11 protein-coding genes are annotated in these 11775 nt (G+C 56.2%); 6 read left to right on the top strand and 5 right to left on the bottom strand.

What is annotated here, in order from left to right; genetic code table 11:
- The 3 genes from BUB69_RS26685 to BUB69_RS26675 form a co-directional block, all read right to left on the bottom strand.
- Positions 1 to 311: transposase (locus tag BUB69_RS26685; protein WP_141121915.1), on the bottom strand; the 311-nt coding region annotated here is incomplete at its 3' end.
- Positions 312 to 345: 34 nt separating this feature from the next.
- Entirely contained in the window at positions 346 to 807 is a 462-nt protein-coding gene (locus BUB69_RS26680) for a hypothetical protein (protein ID WP_141121914.1), read from the bottom strand.
- A 309-nt stretch (positions 808 to 1116) separates the two neighbouring features.
- Entirely contained in the window at positions 1117 to 3282 is a 2166-nt protein-coding gene (locus BUB69_RS26675) for a Z1 domain-containing protein (protein WP_073172827.1), read from the bottom strand.
- 595 nt (positions 3283 to 3877) lie between these two features.
- Here BUB69_RS26675 and BUB69_RS26670 point away from each other — a divergent pair.
- The 6 genes from BUB69_RS26670 (at position 3878) to dxs (ending at position 10568) form a co-directional block, all read left to right on the top strand.
- Positions 3878 to 5053, top strand: coding sequence for an alpha/beta hydrolase family protein (locus BUB69_RS26670; RefSeq protein WP_073172823.1), 1176 nt, complete (start codon positions 3878 to 3880; stop codon positions 5051 to 5053).
- Positions 5054 to 5148: 95 nt separating this feature from the next.
- Complete coding sequence (yghU, locus tag BUB69_RS26665) at positions 5149 to 5991, top strand: glutathione-dependent disulfide-bond oxidoreductase (protein ID WP_073172821.1); 843 nt, start codon at positions 5149 to 5151, stop codon at positions 5989 to 5991.
- A 101-nt stretch (positions 5992 to 6092) separates the two neighbouring features.
- Positions 6093 to 7259 (top strand): cystathionine beta-lyase, encoded by a 1167-nt coding sequence (gene metC / locus BUB69_RS26660; RefSeq protein ID WP_073172818.1) that lies wholly within the window; start codon positions 6093 to 6095, stop codon positions 7257 to 7259.
- Positions 7260 to 7385: 126 nt separating this feature from the next.
- The gene (locus tag BUB69_RS26655) at positions 7386 to 7631 is read left to right on the top strand and encodes an exodeoxyribonuclease VII small subunit (protein ID WP_004883751.1); all 246 of its coding nucleotides are present in this window, start codon (positions 7386 to 7388) and stop codon (positions 7629 to 7631) included.
- Positions 7628 to 8515, top strand: a complete 888-nt coding sequence (locus BUB69_RS26650) for a polyprenyl synthetase family protein (protein ID WP_073172815.1) — start codon at positions 7628 to 7630, stop codon at positions 8513 to 8515. The genes BUB69_RS26655 and BUB69_RS26650 overlap by 4 nt, the downstream gene beginning before the upstream one ends.
- A gap of 157 nt (positions 8516 to 8672) precedes the next feature.
- A complete protein-coding gene (gene dxs, locus BUB69_RS26645) occupies positions 8673 to 10568 on the top strand; it encodes a 1-deoxy-D-xylulose-5-phosphate synthase (RefSeq protein ID WP_073172813.1) in 1896 nt (631 codons plus the stop codon).
- Positions 10569 to 10725: 157 nt separating this feature from the next.
- Here dxs and BUB69_RS26640 read toward each other — a convergent pair whose 3' ends face one another.
- Together BUB69_RS26640 and ribA are read right to left on the bottom strand one after the other, a co-directional pair.
- Positions 10726 to 11145, bottom strand: a complete 420-nt coding sequence (locus BUB69_RS26640; RefSeq protein WP_073172810.1) for an MFS transporter — start codon at positions 11143 to 11145, stop codon at positions 10726 to 10728.
- Positions 11142 to 11759 carry a GTP cyclohydrolase II gene (gene ribA / locus BUB69_RS26635; RefSeq protein ID WP_024688400.1) on the bottom strand — a complete coding sequence of 206 codons (618 nt, stop codon included), beginning with the start codon at positions 11757 to 11759 and terminating at the stop codon, positions 11142 to 11144. The genes BUB69_RS26640 and ribA overlap by 4 nt, the downstream gene beginning before the upstream one ends.
- Positions 11760 to 11775: the final 16 nt, after the last annotated feature.

Below are 11775 nucleotides of genomic sequence, written 5' to 3'. Positions count from 1 at the left end.
ATCGTGGTGTCTTCAGGTATCGGGGCGCTCAAGGTCAGGCGTGCAAACTGGCGCATGGGCGTGATTTCGTAGAGCGCTTCTTCCATGGCCGGGTCGCTCAGGGAGAACCAGTTCTGCAACAGATGAATGCGCAGCATGGTTTCCAGAGGATAAGGTTTTCTACCACCGCCGGCCTTGGGGTAGAACGGCTCGATCAGGCCCAGTAGACCTGTCCAGGGCACGACCTGATCCATCTCGGCGAGGAAGCGTTCGCGGCGTGTCTGCTTGCGCTTGCCGGCATATTCGAAATCGGAAAAGCTCATCTGGCTCATGGGCGGCTCGGATCAGGTGGTCAGGCGTATTTCATCACATTTGGGGACTTGTTCGGAGATTCCCTAAATCTTTGCTCAAATAGGACCTGGCTTCGTTCAACCCATGAGCATTCTTTATTTCCGACAAAACTTTTTCTACATCTAGGATCGTTCCGCCGTACTTATCATTTAAGACGAAATAATACTCTTGTGGAGTGCAGAACTCCCCCCAGTAGGGCAATAGCTTCTGTTCGAAATCAGTCTGAGCTTTCTTTATGGCGGCGGACTTGCTGGTTTTCGCATTCTCAGGCGCGAATACTTGATAGTATCGTCCAATCTCAGGCTCGTAGGCATCGTTTCCTCGATCCCCTTGATTACCGTAGGGCTTCACTTTTTTAAAACCCGGCCTAGCATATCCCATTACTTGACCGAAGAGGTTCTCGTACTCAAAGCCTTCCGACCTGTGCACCTTCAGCTGAAACATAATTCTTGCAAGCTGCTTATGCTCTGGAGTCACGCGACACGTCCTAAAAATGGTGATCGAAGCGCCAAGGGGCAACCTTTAGGAGCGGCCACGCCCTACCCCCAGGGGATACCTTAGCAAAATACTGCGCACGTCTAAAGGAAGCTCTCACCCTCACGCCGAACGGGCATGCCCTAGGCCCGCAGCCTATCTTTGTGAAGCAAAACTCCAGCCTTTTCGAGCTAGAGTGTGTTGGAGCAGGTTGTAGCCTCCCAGAAGCACCGGTGAGATAACCGGCCGCCGCTGGAGAGGAGGGAACCCATCATTATCGTAACTGCGCCACAATGAAACTCAGTTTAAAACTTAGTCATTACTTAGCGTTTCATGAGCGAATATAGCTGTTCGAGTATTCGATTGCGCTGAAATTACAGGCCACCAAAAGGCTCCACCACGCCAACCTTGTGGTAGCTCGTTACCATTCTGGCGGATAAGAATGATAATGGGATTGTCGAGCGCGAATCCGATACGAATTTTGCCCTCTGTACGCGTTGAGTCTGGTTCAATATACTCGGCGTGAGAAGTTTTTCCAGCCAAGCGACTGACATTACGATCACTATAAGTCATCAGCCATACTTTGTTCGCACCAGCCCCCTTGCTCAGCCCTGACAAGTAAGTCAAAGTTGAACGAGCTGCACTCCAATCAAAACTATACCCAGGATCAAACTTGAATGCAGCCTGCGTCATATCAAGTAGCTCGATAGCTCGACTGACATCTATGAGTATTGGCTGAGTCAAAACATTTTCACCAACCAAGTCCTTTAGAGCTTTATCAATCTTCTCAGTGATGGGCTTCAAACTTGTTTTTGATAATGTCTGAAACCCTACAGGTAGAATACGCTTGTGCGGTTTTAGAGTAGTGGTGCGCGATAATGCAATCTTGTTTGGACTACATGGAAGCACACTATTACCTGGCCCCTTTTGAATGAAAACTACTGGCTGCTCAGGATTTTTTGAAAGTGCCTCACGCAGCGCCACGTCGTTCTCGTGCATACGCTGCATAGCGACATATATCGTTGGCTCTGTATAAAAACGCGTAACCGCCAAATCTTGCAAAGGACGGAATCCGAACATCCGCGAATGTTGCAAAACTGTATCTTGCTGAAATATGTTAGGCTTGCGCCCATAGTAAAATCCAATCAAATTCGCTATCGTGATACCACGATCAAGGATCTGCCCGCCAATAAAAATATTCAAAGGCGTGCGGAGCTTAAGCTGACCATCATCATCTAGAAGCTCTTCGATCTGTTTCTCGGAGTTGACTTTAGTAATCATCAACCAATCTTGACGGAGGGCGTTAAGAACTTCTTTTGCTACCTCGGCTTCGGTCGGTAGATGATCCCCCTGAAACTCCACAGAAAGCCGAAGACCTTGATAAGATCGCTTTATCAGTTCGACAAGCACGCTTGACTTAGCTGCTGCGGCCTCATTCAGCTTCTCCTTAATCTTTTCAACCAACTCCTCTTGCCATGCATGCGCTATTTTATTAGACTCAGTATGCACTAAAAAGCTATATTTTTTACCAGCCTGCCCTATCTTTTTATCTTGTAAACGACGTATGCAGCCTCCCACAATAAAATTACAGAGTGCATCACGTAATGTGGAGATAGCCTTACTACTCAGCACTTCTTCTAACTTCAAACGTCGCCCATCTTTTTTACGAAGCACCTGAAGCTCGTCAAGATGTACGGGCTGATAAAGAAACGTCGCTAAATGGCTGTCTTCTTGACTGTCTTCAAAATAATATTCACTACCAATATACGCGGCGTTAACTGGTACCAAAGCGGTAAATGCTGGGCGTACTGGCGCAAATACGTCGCCCTTAATCTGAATTGTTGCTGGCTGTAAATATAGCGAGTAAGGAGTCGCTGTAACTTGTAAAAATGCAGCGCGCTGGACGAGCCTCCGCAGGTTTTCAAGCTGGCGAGCTGTTGTATTTATATCGAGCTCACCTTTGGCCTTTTTAAATCCAACACTAGCGTAATCGGCCTCATCATCGATTATTAAAACTCTTTTATCTTGAAGTTCTGGATATTTTTTATCAAAGAGCGCTATAAGCCGCCCGAGATTATCTGTTTGCTTTTTGACGACTAAAACCAGCTTTTGACTTAACTCAAAGCCGGTGAGATGACTTGGCATTGTCATGATATCAAAAACGTTTAGCAGATCGTTGTCCGCATGCTCTTTAAACTCACTCTTAATACGTGCGTAGGTTTGCTTTGCCAGCGCGCGCGTACCTTTTGTCAATACTACGACAATATCAAAATCATTGTCGAAAGCCAGAGCCATGACAGCTAGAAATATTTTTGTCTTGCCCGACTGGATCTTTCCAAGCAACATCCCCGGATGGTCTTCACTGGTCTGGCTTTTCATCAATCGCTTCACGACTGACTCAATGCATAGGCAATCTTCGCTAGAGTAACGCTCATTATTACCGACAAATGACGGGTAAAACTTTCCCATTTTTTTCATCTTTCATCCTTAAATGGTCTAAATTCAGATCTTCCGGTGAAATATGGGGTCAGAGTTGGCTGTCCACACTGAGAGCAGCCCTAAGAGCTCCAAGATCGGCAAGATCGGCGGAGCAGCAACCCAGCATTGCACACATTTTTGCCAAAAGGCCATCATGTATGCGATCAGGTACCGGATACCTCTACCGACAAAAATGATCTCTATCGCAGATGTGTGGAGACAAATGTGGGGTTGCGGTCATTACCTATAAATAAAACCTTTAAAATCAATTATTTACACTTAAATAGAGCCGCCCACAAACCGGCTTTTTAATGACTGAAAAAAATGTATCCGTTGCGGCTCAGACCCGATAAGAGTCGCTATGCCTGAACCGACTGCGGGCGTGCGTAACGGTCTGAGTAATTCACAGCGCACCTGTCACCATCCGCATCCGCATCCGCATCCGTCAGAGAGCCTCTCGCAAAGGCCCTTTGAATCCTGGTGCCAGAAACTGTCAGCAAGGCATGTTCATATCGAAGAAAAGCCTGTCTGATACCTTGCTTTTCAGGCTGTCTGAATCGACGCAGGCTTTCCGCTCACTGAGGAGGCGCGTGACATGGCTTTTAAAAAGTCGTCTGTTACATGGGTAGGGCTGATGTACATGCTTGCCTTTACATCACTCGTCAGGGCACAGGCGTCCGATACCTACGATCAGATTGACGGTTTGATCAGGGAGCCTCTTGTTCTGAATGTCCGCTTTTCTGACGGGCAGACGGCAACACTGGATGCCTTTGTCACCCGTCCAGACACGCCTGGGTCCTGGCCGATTGCGTTGATCACCCACGGCACGGATGGTGATCAGACTGATCGTGTTATCAGCCCTAACCGTTTTTCATTGGCCGCCATCGCATTTGCCCGTCATGGCTACGCCTCTGTCGTGGTCATGCGTCAAGGCTATGGAAGGTCTTCAGGCCGCCCGGAATACCAAGGGGGCACGTGTCAACACCCCAATCATGCAGGGGCCGGCAAACGTGCAGCCGACGATCTCATCGCGGCCCTGCAGGCTGTTCGGCTTGAGCCTTGGTCGGCCCCGGATGAAGCCGTACTCATAGGGCATTCTGCGGGAGGTTTTTCGGTGCTGGCTGCTGGCGCCGAGAACACCCCGGGGGTGCGGGCGGTCATCAACTTTGATGGCGGACGTGGCGCAACAAACTCCGGTGAAGTCTGCGACAAGGAACATCTATTAAGTGCACTTTCGGACTATGGCAAAAACTCTCGCCTGCCTACGCTTTGGATGTATGCCGCCAATGACAAGGTATTTCCGCGCCCCCTGAGTACAGAAATGTTCAATACCTATGTTTCAGCCGGAGGCTCGGGTGAGTTCCTGGAGGCACCTGCCTTTGAAAACGATGGCCATTATTTATTCGAGTGGGCACCCGAGCAACTCTGGTGGCCCAAGGTCGCTGACTTCCTGAGCAGGCATGATCTGCCCTATAAAGAGCTTGCTCCGCTGGCCGTCATCAATCTGCCTGCACCTGCAAACCTCAATGCCTCAGGAAAGGAGTCGTGGCAGGCGTACATGGAAAACCGGTCTTACGAGAAAGCGTTCGCGAGCAACGGCAGGGGTGCCTGGGCCTGGAGTAAAGGTGAGCGCACACGGGGAGAGGCCAGCGCAACAGCGATCGAACGGTGTCAGAAGTACGCTTCTGGTGACGAGCCGGCTTGTACCGTCTATGCGATAGGCAATAGCCTTGTCGTCAACGGCCCGACGCCGCAGACTGAAGCCCGCTGAACTTCCCTGCCAACCGGCAAGTCCATCGGCAATGGCGCGGGCGACAAGCCCCCTGACGGTTCCTCCCTCCTCCCACTCACCGAGGCCCCCACTTCATGACCCACACGCCCTACACCCCGCCCAAGGTCTGGCAGCACGAAGCAGCATCAGGCGGCACCTTTTCCAACATCAATCGCCCTACCGCAGGCCCTACACACGACAAGGAGCTGCCGGTCGGCAAGCATCCGCTGCAGCTTTATTCGCTGGCCACGCCGAACGGGGTGAAGGTCACGATCATGCTGGAGGAGCTGCTGGAATTGGGGCACAGCGGCGCGGAGTACGACGCGTGGCTGATCAAAATCTCCGAGGGCGATCAGTTCTCCAGCGGGTTTGTCGAGGTCAATCCGAACTCGAAGATTCCTGCGCTGCTGGATCGCAGTCACGACACGCCGGTGCGCGTGTTCGAATCGGGATCGATTCTGTTGTACCTGGCGGAGAAGTTTTCCAGCTTTCTGCCTGCCGACCTGGCCGGGCGGACCGAGACACTGAACTGGCTGTTCTGGCAGATGGGTGCGGCGCCGTATCTGGGCGGTGGGTTCGGGCACTTCTATGCGTACGCGCCTGAGAAAATGGAATACCCGATCAACCGTTTTGCGATGGAAGCCAAGCGTCAGCTGGATGTGCTGAATCGTCGACTGGGAGAGAGCCGTTATCTGGCGGGTGATACGTACACCATCGCCGATATCGCTGTATGGCCGTGGTACGGCGCGCTGGTGCAGGACAAGGTTTATTCGGCGGCGGAATTCCTGTCGGTGCACGAGTACCCAAATCTGATTCGCTGGACTGAAGAGATCGCGGCCCGGCCTGCTGTGATTCGCGGCAAGAAGGTCAATCGGACCTGGGGCGAGGCGTCGGAGCAGGTTCCCGAGCGTCATCAGGCGTCTGATCTGGATAAATGAGGCATCACTTCAGCGCGAGGGTGCCGGCAATGCCGACACCCTCGCCAACATCGCTTAACCTTGTTCGCTGTTCATCCGCCATTTGATTTCCGGAGCCCCGCATGCCGCACGACAAAGACCCTCGCGCCCACACCGCCCTGTCGCAACGCGGCCGTAGCGCAGGCAGTGGACCAGGGTTGTCGGTCAATCCGCCGGTCGTTCGGATCAGTACGGTGTTGTTCGACAGCCTCGCCAGCTTGCGCGAGGCGGAAGTGCGTACAGCGGGGCCTGAGCGTTCGTTGACCTACGGCGCCAATGGCAACCCGACAGCGTTTGCCTTGCAGGATTTGATCAACGAACTGGAAAACGCCCATGGCACATGCCTGTATCCCACAGGTCTGGCGGCCGTGGCGCAGATGTTTCAGTCGTTTCTGCGCCCCGGTGATCATGTCCTGATGACCGAGTCGGTCTACGGGCCGGTGCGGCGCCTGGCGAACACGATGCTGACGGCGTTCAACATCGAATTCGATTACTACGCGGCGGACGGCAGCGATGTCGAGTCCCTGATCAAACCCAACACACGCATGATCTACGCCGAAGTGCCGGGCTCGCTGACGTTTGACATGTGCGACCTGCCCGCGTTGTCGAGGCTGTGCAAAGCGAGAAATCTGCTGCTGGCTGTGGATAACTCCTGGGGCTCGGGTGTTCTGTTCAAGCCGCTGACGCTGGGCGCGGACATTTCGTTGATGGCCCTGACCAAGTACGTTGCCGGGCACTCGGACGTAATGATGGGCAGTGTGAGCGTGACCCAAGCTCACTGGAAAACCCTCAAGACCATGAACACTGCCGTCGGCAACACGGTCAGCCCGGATGATGCGTATCTGGTGCTGCGCGGTGCTCGCAGTCTGGCCGCGCGCATGGCGATGCACGAGCGTCATGCTCTGCAGGTTGCGCAGTGGCTGCTGGAACAACCGCAGGTGGCGCGGGTGCTGTATCCGGCGCTGCCGAATGATCCGGGCCATGCCATCTGGAAGCGGGATTTCCACGGTTGTAACGGTTTGCTCAGCTTCGAATTCAAGACGGCTGATGGTCAGGTGCTGGACCGCTTTGTGAGCGCTCTGACTCTGTTCGGGATCGGTTATTCGTGGGGCGGCTTTGAAAGCCTGATTACCGAAATCGAGCAGCATGGCCCTGATCGTGGCTACGGCCCGATGCTGCGCCTGCAAATCGGTCTGGAAAGCCCGGATGACCTGATCGCCGACCTGCAGCGCGCTTTTGCTGCAGTCTGACCCTGGTAGCCCCGTGTGATGGCGCTGCGGCGTTGCCATCAGGTTGTGGAACAGGCCGCTGTCATTTGCCCCAACGGCGACGCTCTGCTAGTGTCGCCCGGTTTAATCTCTACCGGAAATGCCCCCATGGCCCGCAAGAAAGCTGCACTGGATTTCGAACAGTCTCTCGCTGATCTGCAAACGCTGGTAGAGCGGCTGGAGAATGGCGAGTTGTCGCTGGAAGACTCCCTCACCGCCTTCGAACAAGGTGTGCGCCTGACCCGCGATTGCCAGAGCGCCCTGACGGCTGCCGAGCAGAAGGTTCAAGTGCTTCTGGAGCGCGACGGCGAGCTGGCCGAAGAGCCCTTTGACGACGCGGAATTGCCTGAATGATTGCGAGCTATCAAGCGCAAAGCCAGGTTCGCGTCAACGCGGCCCTTGAAGGCCTGTTCCAGGCACCCAGCCCTGAATTGACCCGCCTCTACGATGCCATGCGCTACAGCGTGATGAATGGCGGCAAGCGCGTGCGCCCGCTGCTGGCTTACGCCGCCTGTGAAGCACTGGGCGGCGTGGCGGAGGACGCCAACGGCGCCGCCTGCGCGGTCGAGCTGATCCATGCGTACTCACTGGTGCACGATGATCTGCCTGCGATGGACGATGACGACCTGCGCCGTGGCCAGCCCACCACACACAAGGCGTTCGATGAGGCCTGCGCCATTCTGGCAGGCGATGGTTTGCAAAGCCTGGCGTTCACTGCCCTGCTCGCCCCGCACCTGACCACGCGTGATGCAGAGACCCGTCTGCAGATGGTCAGCGCCCTGGCCGTCGCGGCAGGCCCTGCCGGAATGGTCGGTGGGCAGGCGATCGATCTGGGTTCGGTGGGTTTGAAGCTGGATCAGGCGGCGCTGGAATACATGCATCGCCACAAGACCGGCGCGCTGATCGAAGCCAGCGTGCGACTCGGCGCGTTGGCCAGCGGTCGTGCCGATCAGACACAACTTGATGCACTTCAAGTATATGCCCGAGCGGTAGGCCTGGCCTTTCAGGTGCAGGACGACATTCTCGACGTGGAAAGCGATACCGCCACCCTCGGCAAGCGTCAGGGTGCCGACATCGCGCGCGACAAGCCGACCTACCCTGCCCTGCTGGGGCTTGAAGCAGCCAAGGGCTATGCGCTGGAACTGCGCGACCAGGCATTGGCGGCGCTGGAGCCGTTCGGCGACGCTGCGCAGCCTTTGCGCGAGCTGGCCCGTTACATCGTCGAACGCCGCCACTGATCAGAATGACCGACTATCGAAATCGGGTGAATCAACCACGGTTCATCCGGTCACAGTCATCAGGTCCGGTGCTGCCGGACGCCACTGATGCACTTCATGGGCAGCTTGCGATGCATAAGGTAAACTGCCGCCTCTTTTACTCATAACGATTCGCCTGATGCCCACGACGTTCAAAGAGATTCCCCGCGAGCGCCCGGTTACGCCGTTGCTCGACCGAGCCAATACACCGGATGGCCTTCGCCGTCTGGGTGAAGCCGAGCTGGAAACACTGGCCGATGAACTGCGCCTGGAACTGCTCTACTCCGTTGGCCAGACCGGAGGGCATTTTGGTGCCGGTCTTGGCGTCATCGAGCTGACGATCGCGCTGCATTACGTGTTCGATACACCGGACGACCGCCTGGTGTGGGACGTGGGCCATCAGGCCTACCCGCACAAGATCCTGACGGGCCGTCGTGCGCGCATGTCCACACTGCGTCAGAAAGACGGTGTGGCGGCGTTTCCGCGCCGTAGCGAGAGCGAGTACGACACCTTCGGCGTCGGCCACTCCAGCACCTCGATCAGTGCTGCTCTCGGTATGGCCATTGCGTCACGCCTGCAAGGTAGCGACCGCAAATCCATTGCCGTGATCGGTGACGGCGCGCTCACGGCCGGCATGGCGTTCGAGGCGTTGAACCATGCGCCGGAAGTTGCGGCAAACATGCTGGTCATTCTCAATGACAACGACATGTCGATCTCGCGCAACGTGGGCGGACTGTCAAATTATCTGGCCAAGATTCTTTCCAGTCGCACCTATGCCAGCATGCGTGAAGGCAGCAAGAAGGTACTTTCCCGCCTTCCAGGTGCTTGGGAAATCGCCCGTCGTACCGAAGAATATGCCAAAGGCATGCTGGTTCCCGGCACGCTATTCGAAGAGCTGGGCTGGAATTACATCGGCCCTATCGACGGCCACGACCTGCCGACCCTGATCGCCACCCTGCGCAACATGCGTGACCTCAAGGGGCCGCAGTTCCTGCACGTGGTCACCAAGAAAGGCAAAGGCTTCGGCCCGGCTGAAGTGGACCCGATCGGCTATCACGCAATCACCAAGCTGGAACCGCTGAACGCACCTGTCGCCATCCCGAAAAAGGTCGGCGGCCCGAAATATTCCGGCGTGTTCGGTCAGTGGCTGTGCGACATGGCCGAAGCGGATTCACGATTGGTGGGCATCACCCCGGCCATGAAGGAAGGCTCGGATCTGGTCGATTTCAGCGAGCGTTACCCGGAACGTTATTTCGACGTGGCGATTGCCGAACAGCACGCCGTCACACTGGCAGCAGGCATGGCCTGCGAAGGCAGCAAGCCGGTGGTCGCGATCTACTCCACGTTCCTGCAGCGCGGTTACGATCAGTTGGTACACGACGTTGCCGTGCAGAATCTCGACGTGCTCTTCGCCATCGACCGCGCAGGTCTGGTGGGTGAAGACGGCCCGACGCATGCGGGCAGCTTCGATCTGTCTTACTTGCGATGCATCCCCGGCATGGTCGTGATGACACCGAGCGACGAGAACGAGCTGCGCAAGATGCTCAGCACCGGTTATCTGCACAACGGCCCTGCCGCTGTGCGTTACCCGCGTGGCACCGGGCCGAACGCGCTGATCGAAAAGGATCTGGAGCCTGTCGAGATCGGTAAGGGCATCGTGCGTCGTCAGGGTCAGGGCGTGGCGATTCTGGTGTTCGGCGTGCAACTGGCCGAAGCCCTGGTCGTCGCGCAGAAACTGGATGCGACGGTCATCGATATGCGTTTCGTCAAACCGCTGGACGAAGAACAGGTCCGCGAAGCGGCTGCCAGTCACGAGTTGCTGGTCACCCTTGAAGAAAACGCAATCATGGGCGGCGCAGGTGCTGCGGTGAGCGAGTTCCTGGCGCGGGAAAACATCCTCAAGTCAGTGCTGCACATCGGGTTGCCGGATGTGTACGTCGAGCACGCCAAGCCTGCGCAGATGCTGGCCGAGTGTGGCCTGGATGCGCAAGGGATCGAAGCGGCGATCAATCAGCGGCTGGTGCTGATGGGTTGATGCATGCGAGAACATTGAAAGCGCTCATTGAGCGCTTTTTTTGTGCCTGCCTGATGAGCATGCCCGGCTGACGCTTACGCCGTATCGTCGACGCTGCACGGCGTTGTAGTCAGCCTTCGCGAGCAAGCTCGCACAAAAGAGCGCTCTATCAGCACCCTCATCCCAACTGCTGCGGAATCCGGTAGAGATACAGCAACACCACACTGGCAAACGCCAGCAGGCAGACGGGCAAGGGGTGCAGGCCGAAAAGAACGGCGATTGCGGCGATCCAGGCTGGCAGCCCGGCGTACAGGAAGGCCAGACGCCGGACCGCTGCAAGGTGCAGCCAGGCGGCGGGTTCCTGTGGCGTATCGAGTGCCGTCTGTGTCGTGATCAAGGCGCGTTTGTAAGCCCCGAACGGTTTGAGGCTGATGAACATGGAGCCCACGCCTGCGATGAACAGCGGCATGGCCAGCACGGCCATCATCGGTTCACTGCTGCCAAAGAACAGACAGACAACCAGCAACGGCGCAAGGGTGAGGCCCAACTGGCGCCACCAGGCCATTGCCAGTCGCTGGCGAACCTGACTGCGGGTCAAGCGGGACCTACCTCACTCTGGTGCTCGTTGCCCATCATGTGGCCCAGCTTGCCGGCCTTGGTGGCCAGGTACAGCTTGTTGTGCGGGTTCTGCCCCGTGTGCAGCGGCACGCGCTCAGCAACCTTGATGCCCATCTCGGTCAAGGCTTTGACCTTGCGTGGGTTGTTGGTCATCAGGCGCAGCGACTCGATACCCAGATGCTGAAGCATGGGCAGGCAGATCGCGTAATCACGCTGATCGGCGGCGAAACCCAGACGCTCGTTGGCTTCGACCGTGTCGGCACCGCCATCCTGCAGTTCATAAGCGCGGATCTTGTTCATCAAACCGATCCCACGGCCTTCCTGACGCAGGTACAACAATACGCCACGGCCTTCGGTGGCAATGGCGCGCAAGGCGGCTTCGAGCTGAGACCCACAGTCGCAACGCTGACTGAACAAGGCATCGCCAGTCAGGCATTCGGAATGAACACGACCCAGGACAGGGGCGCCATCTGCCACATCGCCCAGACTCAGGACAACGTGTTCACGCCCGGTGGCCGACTCGATAAAGCCGTGCATGGCGAATTCTGCAAAAGGGGTGGGCAGTTTGGAAGCGGCGACAAATACGACGGGCACCGTGTGCTCCTAATCA

This window comes from Pseudomonas asturiensis (assembly GCF_900143095.1).
Classification (GTDB): Bacteria; Pseudomonadota; Gammaproteobacteria; order Pseudomonadales; family Pseudomonadaceae; genus Aquipseudomonas; species Aquipseudomonas asturiensis.
Note: the sequence above shows the minus strand (reverse complement) of the source record. Positions and strands in the feature narration are given on the sequence as shown.

Bases quoted from the DNA above. Each gene is read 5' to 3' on its own strand.
- BUB69_RS26675 (WP_073172827.1), bottom strand. From the start codon at position 3,282: ATGAAAAAAATGGGAAAGTTTTACCCGTCATTTGTCGGTAATAATGAG.
- BUB69_RS26670 (WP_073172823.1), top strand. From the start codon at position 3,878: ATGGCTTTTAAAAAGTCGTCTGTTACATGGGTAGGGCTGATGTACATG.
- yghU (WP_073172821.1), top strand. From the start codon at position 5,149: ATGACCCACACGCCCTACACCCCGCCCAAGGTCTGGCAGCACGAAGCA.
- metC (WP_073172818.1), top strand. From the start codon at position 6,093: ATGCCGCACGACAAAGACCCTCGCGCCCACACCGCCCTGTCGCAACGC.
- BUB69_RS26655 (WP_004883751.1), top strand. From the start codon at position 7,386: ATGGCCCGCAAGAAAGCTGCACTGGATTTCGAACAGTCTCTCGCTGAT.
- BUB69_RS26650 (WP_073172815.1), top strand. From the start codon at position 7,628: ATGATTGCGAGCTATCAAGCGCAAAGCCAGGTTCGCGTCAACGCGGCC.
- dxs (WP_073172813.1), top strand. From the start codon at position 8,673: ATGCCCACGACGTTCAAAGAGATTCCCCGCGAGCGCCCGGTTACGCCG.